13 protein-coding genes are annotated in these 15,807 nt (G+C 59.3%); 11 read left to right on the top strand and 2 right to left on the bottom strand.

Annotated features, from left to right (window positions below):
- Positions 1–42 precede the first annotated feature (42 nt).
- A complete protein-coding gene (locus PspS49_RS08930) occupies positions 43–2,196 on the top strand; it encodes a mechanosensitive ion channel domain-containing protein (protein WP_160038877.1) in 2,154 nt (717 codons plus the stop codon).
- 64 nt (positions 2,197–2,260) lie between these two features.
- The gene (locus PspS49_RS08925) at positions 2,261–3,595 is read left to right on the top strand and encodes an amidohydrolase (RefSeq protein ID WP_160038875.1); all 1,335 of its coding nucleotides are present in this window, start codon (positions 2,261–2,263) and stop codon (positions 3,593–3,595) included.
- A gap of 526 nt (positions 3,596–4,121) precedes the next feature.
- Here PspS49_RS08925 and PspS49_RS08920 read toward each other — a convergent pair.
- Positions 4,122–4,835, bottom strand: a complete 714-nt coding sequence (locus PspS49_RS08920) for a UTRA domain-containing protein (protein WP_007916338.1) — start codon at positions 4,833–4,835, stop codon at positions 4,122–4,124.
- Between the two features lie 134 nt (positions 4,836–4,969).
- Here PspS49_RS08920 and PspS49_RS08915 point away from each other — a divergent pair, with 134 nt between their 5' ends.
- From PspS49_RS08915 to PspS49_RS08885, 7 genes are all read left to right on the top strand, one after another.
- Positions 4,970–5,110 carry a hypothetical protein gene (locus PspS49_RS08915; protein ID WP_160038873.1) on the top strand — a complete coding sequence of 47 codons (141 nt, stop codon included), beginning with the start codon at positions 4,970–4,972 and terminating at the stop codon, positions 5,108–5,110.
- Positions 5,111–5,185: 75 nt separating this feature from the next.
- Entirely contained in the window at positions 5,186–6,253 is a 1,068-nt protein-coding gene (locus PspS49_RS08910) for an ABC transporter substrate-binding protein (RefSeq protein ID WP_007916337.1), read from the top strand.
- Positions 6,254–6,433: 180 nt separating this feature from the next.
- Entirely contained in the window at positions 6,434–7,240 is an 807-nt protein-coding gene (locus PspS49_RS08905; protein WP_137219056.1) for an alkaline phosphatase family protein, read from the top strand.
- Positions 7,237–8,082 (top strand): ABC transporter permease subunit, encoded by an 846-nt coding sequence (locus PspS49_RS08900; protein ID WP_102901194.1) that lies wholly within the window; start codon positions 7,237–7,239, stop codon positions 8,080–8,082. The genes PspS49_RS08905 and PspS49_RS08900 overlap by 4 nt, the downstream gene beginning before the upstream one ends.
- Positions 8,069–8,869, top strand: a complete 801-nt coding sequence (locus tag PspS49_RS08895; protein WP_007916333.1) for an ABC transporter permease — start codon at positions 8,069–8,071, stop codon at positions 8,867–8,869. Before PspS49_RS08900 ends, PspS49_RS08895 begins: the two co-directional genes overlap by 14 nt.
- Positions 8,866–9,855, top strand: a complete 990-nt coding sequence (locus tag PspS49_RS08890) for an ABC transporter ATP-binding protein (RefSeq protein ID WP_127926393.1) — start codon at positions 8,866–8,868, stop codon at positions 9,853–9,855. Before PspS49_RS08895 ends, PspS49_RS08890 begins: the two co-directional genes overlap by 4 nt.
- A 34-nt stretch (positions 9,856–9,889) precedes the next feature.
- On the top strand, positions 9,890–10,543 hold the full coding sequence (locus PspS49_RS08885; protein WP_007916329.1) for an HAD family hydrolase: 654 nt from the start codon (positions 9,890–9,892) through the stop codon (positions 10,541–10,543).
- 145 nt (positions 10,544–10,688) lie between these two features.
- Here PspS49_RS08885 and PspS49_RS08880 read toward each other — a convergent pair whose 3' ends face one another.
- On the bottom strand, positions 10,689–11,651 hold the full coding sequence (locus PspS49_RS08880; protein ID WP_160038871.1) for a zinc-binding dehydrogenase: 963 nt from the start codon (positions 11,649–11,651) through the stop codon (positions 10,689–10,691).
- A 138-nt stretch (positions 11,652–11,789) separates the two neighbouring features.
- Here PspS49_RS08880 and PspS49_RS08875 point away from each other — a divergent pair, with 138 nt between their 5' ends.
- Both PspS49_RS08875 and PspS49_RS08870 read left to right on the top strand, forming a co-directional pair.
- Positions 11,790–13,874: a carboxy terminal-processing peptidase gene (locus tag PspS49_RS08875; protein ID WP_174244439.1), complete on the top strand. Its 2,085-nt coding sequence runs from the start codon at positions 11,790–11,792 to the stop codon at positions 13,872–13,874.
- 134 nt (positions 13,875–14,008) lie between these two features.
- On the top strand, positions 14,009–15,799 hold the full coding sequence (locus PspS49_RS08870; RefSeq protein WP_150776495.1) for a bifunctional diguanylate cyclase/phosphodiesterase: 1,791 nt from the start codon (positions 14,009–14,011) through the stop codon (positions 15,797–15,799).
- Positions 15,800–15,807: the final 8 nt, after the last annotated feature.

Genomic DNA, 15,807 nt, shown 5'->3' with positions numbered 1-15,807 from the left:
GTACACTCCAGCGAATCCGCCCCTTGCGAGGTTGACCGCCTAGTGTTCGCTCGTCTTTTTGCTTTGCCCAGTCTGTTCCTCGTCTGCCTGATGACGCTGTTGCCGCTGGCGCCCGCCCACGCGGTCGGCTTGCCCGGTCTGCTCAACACCAACAAGGCACAGCCCGAAGCGCAGGAACCGCTGGGTCAATCCCTCGACGAAGTCATCAAGTCGCTGGAAAACGACAAGCAACGCGCACAGCTGCTGACTGACCTGAAGAAGCTGCGCGACGCCACCAAAAAGGCTCAGGCCAGCCCCGAAGAAGGCGTTCTGGGCTTGATCGGCGGCACCCTCGCTAACTTCGAAAAACAATTCACCGGCGCCGACAGCCCGCTCAACCGCTGGGGCAACGAGTTCGACCAGGCCAAGGACGAACTGAGCGCGATGATGCTGCCGGCCAACGAATGGCTGCCGATCATCTTCGGTTTTGCCATGATTCTGATGGTGTGGAGTCTGCTCGCCGCTGCGCTGATCTGGCTCGGTCACCGGGTGCGCATGCGCTTCGGCCTCACCGAAGAATTGCCGCAACACCCCAAGGCCCTCGACATGCTGCGCTTCGCTTTGCGCAAGCTCGGGCCGTGGCTGATCGCGTTGGTGATGACCGTCTACATGAGCTACGCCCTGCCGTCGTCGCTGGGCAAAAGCCTGGCGATGGTGCTGGCCTATGCGCTGGTGGTCGGCACCTGCTTCTCGGCGATCTGCGTGATCGCGTTTTCGCTGCTGGACGGCCCGCACCGCCATCGTGCGCTGTATATCCTGCGTCATCAGGCGTTCCGTCCGCTGTGGCTGATCGGCAGCTTCGCCGCGTTCGGCGAAGCGCTGAACGATCCACGCCTGATCGAAAGCCTCGGCGTGCATCTGGCCCACACCGCCGCGACCATCGCCAATGTCCTCGCAGCACTGTCGACCGGCCTGTTCATTCTGCGTTTCCGTCGACCGATCGCGCACTTGATCCGCAACCAGCCGCTGTCACGACGCCTGACCCGCCGCGCCCTCAGCGACACCATCGAAATCCTCGGCACCTTCTGGTACGTGCCGGCGCTGGTGCTGGTCGGCATCTCGCTGTTTGCCACGTTCGTTTCCGCCGGCGACACCAGCACCGCACTGCGCCAGTCACTGATCTGCACCGTGTTGCTGGTGTTGTGCATGGTGATCAACGGCCTCGTGCGCCGCCACTCACTGAAACCGCAACGCGGGCCGAAACGTCACGCGCTGTATTCGGAGCGGCTGAAAAGCTTCTTCTACACCCTCGCGCATCTGCTGGTGTGGCTGGTCTTTATCGAACTCGGCCTGCGCGTGTGGGGCCAGTCGCTGATCGGTTTCGCCGAGGGCGAAGGGCATGACGTCAGCGTCAAACTGTTCAGCCTGATCGGCACACTGATTTTCTCCTGGCTGATCTGGATCCTCGCCGACACCGCTGTACACCACGCCCTCACCCGCTCGCGCAAAGGCCTGGCCAATGCCCGTGCGCAAACGATGATGCCGCTGATCCGCAACGTGCTGTTCGTAGCGATCTTCATCATTGCGCTGATCGTCGCGCTGGCGAACATGGGCATGAACGTCACGCCACTGCTGGCCGGTGCCGGTGTGATCGGTCTGGCCATCGGTTTCGGTGCACAGTCGCTGGTCGCGGACTTGATTACCGGCCTGTTCATCATCATCGAAGACTCGCTGGCCATCGATGACTACGTCGACGTCGGCGGCCACCTCGGCACCGTCGAAGGCCTGACCATCCGCACCGTGCGCCTGCGCGACATCGATGGCATCGTCCACACCATCCCGTTCAGCGAAATCAAAAGCATCAAGAACTACTCCCGCGAATTCGGCTACGCGATCTTCCGCGTCGCGGTGCCGTACAACATGGAAATCGACGACGCGATCAAACTGATGCGTGAAGTCGGGCAGAAGATGCGTACCGATCCGCTACAGCGGCGCAACATCTGGTCGCCGCTGGAGATTCAGGGGGTCGAAAGTTTCGAATCCGGCAGCGCGATTCTGCGGGCGCGGTTCAAGACCGCGCCAATCAAACAGTGGGAAGTGTCCCGAGCCTTCAACCTGTCGCTCAAACGCCATCTCGACGAAGCCGGACTCGATCTGGCAACGCCGCGCATGAGCGTGCAAGTGATCACTGCCGGTGGCGGTCAGCCGAAGGAATAGCACTCAGGCGCGCGGTTGCAGTCACAGGCAGGGAAGCCCGACAACAATAATCAAGGAGAACCCGATGCAACTGACGCGCATTGCCCAAGCCGTTCTATTCACCCTGTTCGCCAGCCACGCTGGCGCCGCGACGCTGGAAAGCACCCGCACGCAAATCGCCGAACAAGCGCAAAAGCTCGAGCCGGAACTGCTGGAAACCCGCCGCGACATCCACGCTCATCCAGAACTCGGCAACACTGAAAAACGCACCGCCGAACTGGTCGCCAAACAACTCAAGGCCATGGGCCTGGAAGTGAAAACCGGCGTCGCCCGTACCGGCGTGGTCGCCGTCCTCAAAGGCGCCCTGCCCGGCCCGACCGTGGCCCTGCGCGCCGACATGGACGCGCTGCCGGTCAAGGAAGTCGCCGACCTGCCGTTCGCCTCGAAAGCCAAAGGCATCTATCTGGACAAAGAAGTCGACGTCATGCACGCCTGCGGCCACGACGCCCACACCGCGATCCTGCTGAGCACGGCGAAAATTCTCACGGGCATGCGCGACACCCTGCCCGGCACCGTGGTGTTCTATTTCCAGCCCGCCGAGGAAGGCCCGAGCGACTTCATCCCCGACGGCAAAAACACCTGGGGCGCGAAAATGATGGTAGAGGAAGGCGTGATGAAATCACCGAAACCCGACGCCGTTTTCGGCCTGCACGTCTGGGCCGGCGTCCCCGCCGGCCAGATCGCCTACCGCCCCGGCGCCACCCTCGCCAGCTCCGACGACCTGCGCATCAAAATCCTCGGCAAACAAACCCACGCCGGCCGCCCATGGGACGGCATCGACCCGATCACCGTCGGCGCACAAACCATCGTCGGCCTGCAAACCGTGGTCAGCCGCCGCACCGATATCTCCTCTTATCCGTCAGTGGTCAGCATCGGCACCATCAACGGCGGCACGCGCTACAACATCATTCCCGAAACGGTCGACATGACCGGCACGATCCGCTCCTACGACTACGGCATCCGCCAGAAACTGCATGCCGACGTACGCCAGACCGTGGAAAAAATCGCCGAAAGCGGCGGCGCCAAAGCCGACGTCACCATCATCGAAAAATACGACCCGACCATCAACAATCCGGTGCTGACGGAAAAGATGCTGCCGACGTTGAAGTGGGCGGCCAAGGATGATGTGGTGAATGCACCGCTGGTGGGGGGCGCGGAAGATTTTTCGTTCTTTGCCAAGGAAGTGCCGGGGCTGTTTGTGTTTCTCGGCGTGACACCGAGGGATCAGGACATGAGCAAGGCAGCGCCGAATCATAATCCCGGGTTCTTTGTGGATGAGTCGGCGCTGGTGGTGGGCGTGAGGACATTGGCCTCGTTGGCGACGGATTATTTGTATGCCAATGCGGGGGCAGGCAAATAGGGATGAGGTGACTGTGGGGGCGCTTTCGCGAGCAGGCTCGCTCCCACATTTGGAACGTGTGCAGCCTGCCAGAAACAGGTCGGCTGTCAGGCCGCCATCGCCAGCAGGGCTGGCTCCCACAGTTTTGATTTGCGAACAACCCACGCGGCAAAGCCGCCCCACTCAACACAATGAGCGCAAGCTCGAGTACCGCTCTTGATCTTGCCGTGCCGGCCCCTTCGGCAGGCTGAGTGGAGGGATTGATCCGGGGGTGGGAGCGTAGCGACCGTTCGACGAAGTCGAACACATCGAAAGGAGGTGCAGCGAAGCAAACCGGAAGCGATGCCCCCGGATCGATCCCGGAGCGAAGGAACCCCGAGCCCCAGCGAGCGGGCCGAACGCCGGGGCCCAGCCTTTTGCTTACTTTTCGGCGCCTGGAAAAGTGAGTCGCTGTAAGAGCGAAACCGCCAGCCGCGACACCCGCAGAAACGGATATTCACACAGAACCCAATAGCCTGGTCGGCCCACAGGCCGCCAAGGTCAAAGCTCAAACAACATCAACCCCAACGTGAATCGCATCATGCCGCCAAAACTCCAGATCACAATCAATCAACCGCTCATGCTGATCATAATTGACCCGAGCAATCCGCAACCCCGGGCTCCCCACCGAAACCCGTAAAGCCGCCGCCGCATCCACCGACAACGACGTAGGCACAATCTCAAAACGCACCCGCCCATAGTGCAAATCGTAATGCCGCGCATACAACTCGGTCATCGACTGATTCAAATCAAACTCAAGAATCCCCGGAAAAAACTGCGGATTCAAATAGTGCTCCACATACAACACCAACCGCCCATCAATCCGCCGTGACCGACAAATCTGAATCACACTCGACAACGCCGGCAACTGCAACCAGGCACACACCGCCGCCGACGCCGGCTGCAAACGTGCCGAAATCACCTCGGTCGACGGCACCCGCCCCTGCGCACTGACCATTGCGTGAAAGTGACTGCGCTGCATCAGGTTGTACGCCAGACGCGGCGGCGAAACGAACCAGCCCCGTCGCTCCTCGCGATAAATCTGCCCCTGCGCCTCCAACTGCAACAACGCCTCACGCACGGTAATCCGCGTCGTACCGAACAACTCACTGAGCTTGCGCTCGGCCGGCAACTTGCTGCCCGCCGCCAGCAACCCGTGATCGAGTTGTTCCTGCAGCACCTGGCCAATCGCTGTCACCGCTTTTGTTGCCTCATCGCGCATCAACGTTACCTATCTGGACTAGACCAGCACTGTTTCAGGGCAAAATCGCACGGCAATCGAGCCGTTGCGTGGTATTGCAAGCCTAGGCAGTGCAGATGACCGAGAGATGACAAAACTACCGAACGGTCGTCCTCATGACTTGCAATACATCGGCCAAGTCCCTTGTCCGCCGGGGCTTGGGCATGGTCTACGCTTATCTGGCAACCGCTGATACCGAGCAAACAAAAGACCTGCCGCAGGGCCGCCGACATCAAAGTGTCATCCAGCCCGCCTAAATTGGCTCAGGTATTGCTGACCTAGACCAACACACACCGCAATCGCAGCGTTGAACACGACCAAGGAGCTTCGGAATGAAACAGCTTTTCCTGGCAACACTGTTAGGCTCGACCATTGCAATGTGCACCTCCGCCATGGCGGCCGGCACCGATCTGAAAACCCTCGAAGCCGCTGCGAAAGCGGAAGGTGCCGTCAACAGCGTCGGCATGCCCGATGACTGGGCCAACTGGAAAGGCACCTGGGAAGACCTGGCCAAAACCTACGGCCTGAAACACATCGACACCGACATGAGCTCGGCCCAGGAAATCGCCAAATTCGCCGCAGAAAAAGATAACGCCACCGCCGACATCGGCGACGTCGGTGCGGCCTTCGGCCCGATTGCGGTCAAACAAGGCGTGGTGCAACCGTACAAGCCAAGCACCTGGGATCAGGTTCCGGACTGGGCCAAGGACAAGGACGGCAACTGGGCGCTGGCCTACACCGGCACCATCGCCTTCATCGTCAACAAAAAACTGCTGCACGGCTCCGAAGTACCGACCAAATGGGCAGACCTCAAGGGCGGCAAATACAAGGTTTCCATCGGTGACGTGAGCACCGCCGCACAAGCCGCCAACGGCGTTCTGGCTGCAGCACTGGCCAACGGTGGCGACGAGAAAAACATCAAGCCTGCGCTGCTGCTGTTCGCCGACATCGCCAAGCAAGGTCGTCTGTCGATGGCTAACCCGACCATCGCCACCATGGAAAAAGGCGAGATCGAAGTCGGTGTGGTCTGGGACTTCAACGGCCTCAGCTACAAAGCCAAGATGGCCAACCCGGATGACTACGTGGTGCTGATCCCGTCCGACGGTTCGGTGATTTCCGGCTACACCACGATCATCAACAAGTACGCGAAAAACCCGAACGCCGCCAAGCTGACCCGCGAATACATCTTCAGTGACGCCGGCCAGACCAACCTCGCGCGCGGCAACGCCCGTCCGATCCGCGCCGAACACCTGCAACTGCCGGAAGACGTGAAAGCCAAACTGCTGCCGAACGAGCAGTACAAAAAGGTCACCCCGATCAAAGACGCCGATGCGTGGGAAAAGACTTCCAAGGCCCTGCCACAGCAGTGGAACGAAGAAGTCATCGTCGAGATGAAGTAAGCCTGTAGATCCCTCTTCGGGATCCGCTGGAGTTCCAAATGTGGGAGCGAGCCTGCTCGCGAATGCGTCGTGTCATTCAACAATGATGTGACTGACACGACGCTTTCGCGAGCAGGCTCGCTCCCACAGGAGGATTGAGTTGATTTCGGAATAATTGAATTTCGCGGAGTTTTTGCCCCTATGAAGCACAACGTCATCCTTGTCGTGCTCGACGGCCTCAACTACGAGGTCGCGCGTCACGCCATGGGGCATCTGCAGGCTTATGTTGGCGCAGGACGCGCCGCGCTCTACCAGTTGGAGTGCGAACTGCCGGCCCTGTCCCGACCGCTTTATGAATGCATCCTCACCGGCGTGCCGCCGATCGACAGCGGCATCGTCCACAACAACGTCTCGCGCTTGTCCAATCAGCGCAGCATTTATCACTACGCCCGCGATGCCGGCCTGAAAACCGCGGCAGCGGCGTATCACTGGGTTAGCGAGTTGTATAACCGTTCGCCGTTCGTGGCAGCACGCGACCGCCACACCGACAATCTGTCGCTGCCGATCCAGCACGGGCATTTCTACTGGAGCGATCACTACCCGGACTCGCACCTGTTCGCCGACGCAGAAAACCTGCGCCTGCGCCACGATCCGGATTTCCTGCTGATCCATCCGATGAACATCGACGACGCCGGGCACAAACACGGCCTCGACTCTTCGCAATACCGCAACAGCGCGCGCTTCGCCGACATCATCCTCGCCGACTATCTGCAGAACTGGCTCGACGCTGGCTATCAGGTATTGGTGACCGCCGACCACGGCATGAACAACGATCGCTCGCACAACGGCCTGCTGCCGGAAGAGCGTCAGGTGCCGCTGTTTGTCCTCGGTGACGCGTTCAGCCTCAACGCTGACGCCGCACCGAAGCAGACCGAAATCTGCGGCACGGTCTGCGAACTGCTCGGCGTGCCCCATGACAAACCGGTGTGCCGGGAGTTGCTCAAGTGAACTCAATGACTCGCGGTAAATGGCTGGCAGCCCTGTGCGTGGTGCCCTTCGCGCTGTTCTTTATCGTCTTCGAAATCGCTCCGCTGACCTGGGTGATGATCAGCAGCCTGCAATCAGAAGAATTCGGCTGGGGCTTGGCCAACTTCAGCAAGATCTTCAGCTCGAAGTTCTATTTGCAGGCGATCCAGTACAGCCTCGAAATCAGTTTCTGGTCGAGCGTGTTCGGCATCATCATTGCCGTACTGGGTGCGTATTCCCTGCGCCGGGTCGATTCGAAACTGCGCAATTTCGTGAATGCCTTCGCCAACATGACCAGCAATTTTTCCGGCGTACCCTTGGCCTTCGCGTTCATCATCCTGCTCGGTTTCAACGGCAGCATCACGATCATGCTGAAGCAGTCGGGGATCATTCAGGATTTCAACCTGTACTCGAAAACCGGGCTGATCATCCTCTACACCTACTTCCAGATTCCCCTTGGTGTGCTGCTGCTCTATCCCGCCTTCGACGCCTTGCGTGAAGACTGGCGCGAGTCCGCCGCACTGCTTGGCGCCAATGGCTGGCAATTCTGGCGGCATATCGGCTTGCCGGTGCTGACCCCGGCGCTGCTCGGTACATTCGTGATCCTGCTGGCCAACGCCCTCGGTGCCTACGCCACGGTGTACGCGTTGACGACGGGCAACTTCAACGTCCTGCCGATCCGCATTGCGGCGATGGTCTCCGGCGATATTTCCCTCGATCCGAATCTGGCCAGCGCTTTGGCCGTGGTGCTGGTGGCGCTGATGACCATCGTCACCGTCGTGCATCAACTGCTGTTGAAGAGGAGCTACCATGTCTCGCGCTGAATCCGGCCCGGCCGGCCTCTACCACCGCGTCGTGGTTTATCTGTTGTTCGCCATCCTCTTGCTGCCACTCGTGGGCACGCTGGTCTATTCGATCGCCAGCAGTTGGTCGGCGACCATCCTGCCCAGCGGTTTCACCTTCAAGTGGTACATCCAGTTGTGGAGCGATCCGCGCTTTCTTCACGCCTTCGGCCAGTCGCTGCTGGTGTGTGTCGGCGCGCTGGTGCTGTCGGTGGTACTGATCCTGCCGCTGCTGTTCGTGGTGCATTACCACTTTCCGAAACTCGATGCGCTGATGAACATCCTCATCCTGCTGCCCTTCGCGGTGCCGCCAGTGGTGTCGTCGGTGGGACTGTTGCAACTTTACGGTTCCGGGCCGATGGCCATGGTCGGTACACCGTGGATTCTGATCGGCTGCTACTTCACCGTGGCGCTGCCGTTCATGTACCGGGCGATCACCAACAACCTGCAAGCGATCAACCTGCGAGACCTGATGGACGCTGCGCAACTGCTCGGCGCCAGCACCTTTCAGGCAGCGTTTCTGGTGGTGCTGCCGAACCTGCGCAAAGGCCTGATGGTCGCGTTGCTGCTGTCGTTCTCGTTCCTGTTTGGTGAGTTCGTGTTTGCCAACATCCTCGTCGGCACCCGCTACGAAACCCTGCAGGTTTATCTGAACAACATGCGCAACAGCAGCGGCCACTTCACCAGCGCGCTGGTTATTTCGTATTTCTTTTTCGTGCTGGTCCTGACCTGGATCGCCAACATCTTGAACAAGGACAAAAGCGAATGAGCTATGTCAGCGTCCAACACCTGCAGAAAAGTTACGCCGGCACCACGGTGTTCAGCGACATCGACTGCGAAATCAACAAAGGCGAGTTCGTCACCCTGCTCGGCCCCTCCGGCTGCGGCAAGTCGACCCTGCTGCGTTGCATTGCCGGTCTGACGCCGGTCGATGGCGGCAAGATTCTGCTGGATGGCGTCGATATCGTGCCGTTGAGCCCGCAGAAACGCGGGATTGGCATGGTGTTTCAGAGTTATGCGCTGTTCCCCAATATGACCGTCGAGCAAAACGTCGCCTTCGGTTTGCGCATGCAGAAGGTCAATGCCGACGACAGCCATAAACGCGTTTCCGAGGTGTTGAAACTTGTTGAACTGAACGACTTCGCCAGCCGCTATCCACATCAACTGTCCGGCGGACAATGTCAGCGCGTGGCCCTCGCCCGCTCGCTGGTCACACGTCCGCGTTTGCTGCTGCTCGATGAGCCGCTGTCTGCACTGGATGCGCGGATTCGTAAACACCTGCGTGAACAGATCCGCCAGATTCAGCGCGAACTCGGCCTGACGACGATTTTCGTCACCCACGATCAGGAAGAAGCGCTGACCATGTCTGATCGCATTTTCCTGATGAATCAGGGAAAAATCGTACAAAGCGGCGATGCCGAAACCTTGTACACCGCACCCGTCGATGTGTTCGCCGCAGGCTTCATCGGCAACTACAACCTGCTCGATGCCGACGATGCGTCGAAGCTGCTGCAGCGCCCGATCAGCCACCGCATCGCCATTCGCCCGGAAGCCATCGAATTGAGCCTCAACGGCGAACTCGACGCGCAGATCCGCAGCCACAGCCTGCTCGGCAACGTCATCCGTTACCGGATCGAAGCGCGCGGCGTGGAACTGGTGGTGGATGTGCTCAACCGCTCGGCGGCCGATCTCCATCCCGACGGTCAGCGACTGGCGCTTTCCATCGATCCAACGGCCCTGTGTGAGGTAGCCTGATGACTTTGCTGACGTTGAAGAGAGAACTGCACTGATGGCCCTGGCAATTTTTGATCTGGACGAAACCTTGATCCACGGCGACTGCGCCACCCTCTGGAGCGAGCAGATGGGGCGCCTGGGCTGGGTCGATCCCGAGTCGTTCATGCGCAAGAACAACGAACTGATGGACGCCTACAGCCATGGCAAATTGCGCATGGAAGACTACATGGAATTCAGCCTGGAGCCCTTGATCGGGCGTACGCCGGAAGAAGTCGAACACCTGGTCGGGCCATGGGTTGAAGACTTCATCGAACCGATCATCTTCAGCGACGCGACCAAAACCATCGCCGCCCACCGCAAGGCCGGCGACCGGATTCTGGTGATCTCGGCGTCAGGCACGCATCTGGTCAGACCGATTGCCGATCGACTGGGCATCGATGAGATTCTCGGCATTGAACTGGAAGTCGCCCATGGCGTTTACAGTGGGCATACCGTTGGCACCCTGACCTACCGCGAAGGCAAGATCACCCGCTTGCTGGAATGGCTGGATGCTGAAGAAGAGAACCTGGAAGGTGCGAGTTTCTATTCCGACTCGCGCAATGATCTGCCGTTGTTGCTGAAAGTGGATTTCCCGCACGTGGTGAATCCAGACCCAGTGCTGCTGGAACACGCCGAAAAGGCCAACTGGCCAATCCATCTCTGGAAATGACAAAGATTTAATCTGCACAGGCAGGCTGATATTCCAAACCTGAGTTCGACCCGATGCATCAGGTCGATGTAGCCCGGCAGAACAACCCGGTCAGTCCCCTCTCCCTTTGGGAGAGGGTTAGGGTGAGGGGCTTTTTGTCTTGATCTCAGCTCAGACTTTCGTCGATCACCAATACCAATTTTCCAGAAACGGTATTACTCGCCAACTCGGCAAAAGCCGCCTCGGCATCCTTCACCGCAAACGCCTTGGCCAACTGCGGACTCAAGCGACCCTCAGCAAACAGCGGCCACACCTGCTGGCCCAGATCACTCAACAGATCCGCCTTGAACTGATCGTCACGACTGCGCAACGTCGAGCCCAGCAGTTGCACACGCTTGGCCAATATCTGCGCCAGATCCAGTTTCGCCTCACGACCGCCCATCAAACCGATCAACACCCATCGCCCATCCAGCGCCATCAGCTTGAGATTCAACGCCGAATAATTGCCACCCACCGGATCGAGAATTACATTGAACGGCCCGAAATCACGCAGGCTCTCCAGATCATCGGTGCGCACCACCCCGCCCTGCGCGCCCAGCGCCTCGCAATAAGCCAAACGCTCGGTCGAACCGACGCTGACCCAACACGGATTGCCAAACGCCTTGCACAACTGAATGGCGGCTGAACCGATTCCACTTGCGCCGGCGTGCAAGAGAACTTTCTCACCCGGTTTGAGCGCCGCAAGTTGAAACACATTCAGCCAGACTGTTGCATAAACCTCAGGCAATGCAGCGGCCTCGATCAGCGAGACGCCTTCGGGAACCGGCAGCACGTGCCGCCCGTCGACGACCACCTCTTCGGCCATGCCGCCCCCGGCCAGCAAGGCGCAAACCCGGTCACCGACCTGCCACGCACTGCCCGCGCCGACCTCGCTGATGACCCCTGAGCACTCAAGACCGAGCACTTGGCTGGCTCCTGGGGGCGGCGGATAGAGCCCTGCTTTCTGTAATAAATCGGCGCGATTGAGGCCGGCTGCCGCCACTCGAATGCGGACTTGTCCTACATCGCACGTAGGACTCGGCTCTTCAACCCATGCCACTTGACCGTCAACGCCTTGCAATGCCTTCACAGTGCCTCCATAGTGAGTCTGGACTGAGCCCGAAGCTGTAGCGCCGGGCTTTTTGCATTATGCGACCGGCTCTCGTAGAACCGGCGACTTCAAAGACGGCCTAATATGCGTTATCAATTGTCCCCGCGTCGAATCAGCATGAAGCATTTGCTCCCCAGCACCGCCCTCGCTCTTTTCATCGGTATCGGTTTGTTGCCGGTGTCGGGCAATACATTCGCAGCCAACAGCTGGGACAAATTGCAGCCTGATCGCGATGAAGTCATCGCCAGCCTGAACGTCGTCGAGTTGCTCAAGCGTCACCACTACAGCAAGCCGCCGCTCGACGATGCGCGCTCGGTGATCATCTACGACAGCTACCTCAAGCTGCTGGATCCGTCGCGCAGCTACTTCATGGCCAGCGACATCAGCGAATTCGACAAGTGGAAGACGCAGTTCGACGACTTCCTCAAAAGCGGCGACCTCAACGCCGGGTTCACCATCTACAAGCGCTATCTGGACCGCGTCAAGTCGCGTCTGGACTTCGCCCTTGCCGAGCTGAACAAAGGCGTCGACAAGATGGACTTCACCACCAGGGAAACCTTGCTGATCGATCGCAAGGACGCCCCTTGGCTCAAATCCACCGCTGAACTCGACGACCTGTGGCGAAAACGCGTCAAGGACGAAGTGCTGCGGATGAAGATCGCCGGCAAAGAGCCGAAGCAGATCCAGGAAACCCTGACCAAGCGCTACAAAAATCAGTTGGCGCGCCTGGACCAGACCCGTCCGGAAGACATCTTCCAGGCGTACATCAACACCTTCGCCATGTCTTACGATCCGCACACCAACTATCTGTCGCCGGATAACGCGGAAAACTTCGACATCAACATGAGCCTGTCCCTCGAGGGCATCGGTGCCGTGTTGCAGAGCGACAACGACCAGGTGAAAGTCGTGCGTCTGGTGCCGGCAGGCCCGGCCGACAAGACCAAACAGGTCGCCCCGGCCGACAAGATCATCGGCGTTGCCCAAGGCAACAAAGAAATGGTCGACGTGGTCGGCTGGCGTCTGGACGAAGTGGTCAAACTGATCCGTGGTCCGAAAGGCACCGTGGTGCGTCTGGAAGTGATTCCGGCGAGCAATGCGCCGAACGACCAGACCACCAAGATCGTGCCGATCACCCGGGAAGCGGTGAAGCTCGAAGACCAGGCCGTGAAGAAGTCCGTGCTCAACCTGAAACAGGACGGCAAGGACTACAAACTCGGCGTCATCGAGATTCCAGCCTTCTACCTCGACTTCAAGGCGTTCCGTGCCGGTGATCCGGATTACAAGAGCACTACCCGTGACGTCAAGAAGCTGCTCACCGAGCTGCAGAAAGACAAAGTCGACGGCGTGGTCATCGACCTGCGCAACAATGGCGGCGGTTCCCTGCAGGAAGCCACCGAGCTGACCAGTCTGTTCATCGACAAAGGCCCGACCGTACTCGTACGTAATGCCGATGGCCGTGTCGACGTACTCGAAGATGAAAACCCGGGCGCGTTCTACAAAGGCCCGATGGCATTGCTGGTCAACCGCTTGTCCGCTTCGGCTTCGGAGATCTTCGCCGGCGCCATGCAGGACTACCACCGCGCGCTGATCATCGGTGGCCAGACCTTCGGTAAAGGCACCGTGCAGACCATTCAACCGCTGAACCATGGCGAACTGAAGCTGACGCTGGCCAAGTTCTACCGTGTGTCCGGTCAGAGCACCCAGCATCAAGGCGTGCTGCCGGACATCGACTATCCGTCGCTGATCGACACCAAGGAAATCGGCGAGAGCGCCCTGCCGGAAGCCATGCCGTGGGACACCATCCGCGCGGCAATCAAACCGGCGGCCGATCCGTTCAAGCCGTTCCTGGCCCAGCTCAAGTCCGAGCATGACACGCGCACCGCCAAGGATGCCGAGTTCGTGTTCATCCGCGACAAGCTGGCCCTGGCGCAGAAACTGATGGAAGAAAAAACCGTCAGCCTCAACGAAGCCGAACGCCGTGCCCAGCACAACGACATCGACGCCAAGCAACTGACGATGGAAAACATCCGTCGCAAAGCCAAAGGCGAAGAGCCGCTCAAAGAACTGAAGAAAGAAGACGAAGACGCCCTTGCAGCCGCCGACCCGGACAAGGTCAAACCGGAAGACGATGCCTACCTGAGCGAAACCGGGCGCGTGCTGCTGGATTACCTGAAGCTGAGCAATCAGGTGGCCAAGAAGTAAGGTGATGGCAATTTAATGCTGACGATCCCCGGATCGTCATCAAACAGTCATCATTCTGTCGTGCAATAAAGGACTGGGAGCCACTCTCTTCATCGAGAACGCTCCCAGTCCTTTTTTTATCGCCAGAGATTGCCATGACCACGACCGAACAGCTGAGTGCCTTGAGCTCGATCCTGACTCAAAGCGGTTTACACAGCCTGTTCCAACCGATCATCAGCCTCTCCGAACGCCGCATTCTCGGCTACGAAGCGCTCACGCGCGGCCCTTCCAACAGTCCTCTCCACTCGCCGATCGCGCTGTTCGCCGTGGCACGTCAGGCCGGACGTTTGAGCGAACTGGAGATCGCCTGCCGCCAGAGCGCTTGTCGCCGCTTCAACGAGCAGCAACTGCCAGGCAAGCTATTTCTCAACGTCTCGCCGGAATCCTTGCTTGAAGCCGCGCATCAACCGGGGCGCACGTTGCAGTTGCTGCAGGATTTCGGCATTCCGCCCAGCCAGGTCGTCATCGAACTGACTGAACAAACGCCGATCGACGACTTTCAGTTGCTGCAAACTGCCTTGCATCACTATCGGGCAATGGGGTTTTCGATTGCACTGGATGATCTCGGTGCCGGCTATTCGAGCCTGCGGTTGTGGTCAGAACTTCGTCCGGACTACGTGAAGATCGATCGACACTTCATCGACGGCATTCATCAGGATGCGTTGAAGCGCGAGTTCGTCGGCTCGATTCTGCAAATCGCCAAAGCCTCTCGGGCGCAAGTCATCGCCGAAGGCATCGAGTTGCCGGAAGAACTCGCGGTGCTGACCGAAATGGGTGTCGATCTGGTGCAGGGTTACTTGCTCGGCCGCCCTCAGGAACACCCTCCGCGCGATGCCCGCGCCTTGATGCCCAAACACGACAGCAGCAGCGTTGCGCTGAACGACGAAGGCAGCGACCTCAGCGCCCTGCTCAACGAGCAACCGGCCGTGCATCGCGACACACCCACCGCCAACGTACTGGAGGCCTTTCGCCGCCAGGCCAACCTCAATTCACTGGCGGTACTCGACGAACAAGGCCAACCCTGCGGCATTGTCCATCGTCATTCCCTGTCCGATGCCCTACTCAAACCGTTCGCCACCGACCTGTTCGCCCGTAAACCGATCAGCCGCCTGATGAACGACGACTTCCTCGCCGTGGAAATGAGCCAGTCGCTGCAACAGGTCAGCCGCCTGATCACCAGCCGTGCCCGCCAGCGCATCGAAGAAGACTTCATCATCACCCTCAACGGCGGGTATCTCGGCCTTGGCAGAGTGATCGACGTGCTCAAACTGATCACCGAACTGAAAATCCAACAGGCTCGCTACGCTAACCCACTGACTCTGCTGCCCGGCAATGTGCCGATCCAGCAGTGCCTGACTCGCCTGCTGCAACAGGGACGAGAATCCGTCATCTGCTACGTCGACATCGACAGCTTCAAACCCTTTAACGATATCTACGGCTACGGACGGGGTGATGAAGTTCTGCTGTGTCTGGCGCAATGCCTGAATGAACGGGTCGATCCGTCCCGCGACTTCGTTGGCCATATTGGCGGCGACGACTTCCTCCTCGTCCTCGGCCCGGAAGACTGGCGCAAACGCCTCAATCAACTGCTTGATGACTTTCAGAGCCAATGCCGACGCTTCTATCGCCCCGAACACCTTGAGGCGGGTTGCTTCATCGCACCGAATCGTCAAGGGGTGCGGCAGGAGTTTCCGTTGTTGTCGCTTTCCATTGGCGTGGTGCATCTACACCCTGAAGCCTGCGCACAACTCGACGCCAGTCAGCTTGCGGAAATGGCTTCCCAGGCGAAGCATCATGCGAAGAATGTTCCGGGGTATAGCGTGCACGTGATAGATAGTCTCACTGCTCCAGACCTCCATCCATCGCAACTAGTCGGCCAACGTTGATTCCTTCA

It is taken from the genome of Pseudomonas sp. S49, assembly GCF_009866785.1.
Classification (GTDB): Bacteria; Pseudomonadota; Gammaproteobacteria; order Pseudomonadales; family Pseudomonadaceae; genus Aquipseudomonas.
The sequence above is the reverse complement of the archived record's forward strand: the minus strand, read 5'-3'. Positions and strand labels throughout refer to the sequence as shown.

Excerpts from the sequence above, each read along its gene's own strand:
- PspS49_RS08925 (WP_160038875.1), top strand. The coding sequence starts at position 2,261 with ATGCAACTGACGCGCATTGCCCAAGCCGTTCTATTCACCCTGTTCGCC.
- PspS49_RS08920 (WP_007916338.1), bottom strand. The coding sequence starts at position 4,835 with ATGCGCGATGAGGCAACAAAAGCGGTGACAGCGATTGGCCAGGTGCTG.
- PspS49_RS08915 (WP_160038873.1), top strand. The coding sequence starts at position 4,970 with ATGACTTGCAATACATCGGCCAAGTCCCTTGTCCGCCGGGGCTTGGGC.
- PspS49_RS08910 (WP_007916337.1), top strand. The coding sequence starts at position 5,186 with ATGAAACAGCTTTTCCTGGCAACACTGTTAGGCTCGACCATTGCAATG.
- PspS49_RS08905 (WP_137219056.1), top strand. The coding sequence starts at position 6,434 with ATGAAGCACAACGTCATCCTTGTCGTGCTCGACGGCCTCAACTACGAG.
- PspS49_RS08895 (WP_007916333.1), top strand. The coding sequence starts at position 8,069 with ATGTCTCGCGCTGAATCCGGCCCGGCCGGCCTCTACCACCGCGTCGTG.
- PspS49_RS08890 (WP_127926393.1), top strand. The coding sequence starts at position 8,866 with ATGAGCTATGTCAGCGTCCAACACCTGCAGAAAAGTTACGCCGGCACC.
- PspS49_RS08885 (WP_007916329.1), top strand. The coding sequence starts at position 9,890 with ATGGCCCTGGCAATTTTTGATCTGGACGAAACCTTGATCCACGGCGAC.
- PspS49_RS08875 (WP_174244439.1), top strand. The coding sequence starts at position 11,790 with ATGAAGCATTTGCTCCCCAGCACCGCCCTCGCTCTTTTCATCGGTATC.
- PspS49_RS08870 (WP_150776495.1), top strand. The coding sequence starts at position 14,009 with ATGACCACGACCGAACAGCTGAGTGCCTTGAGCTCGATCCTGACTCAA.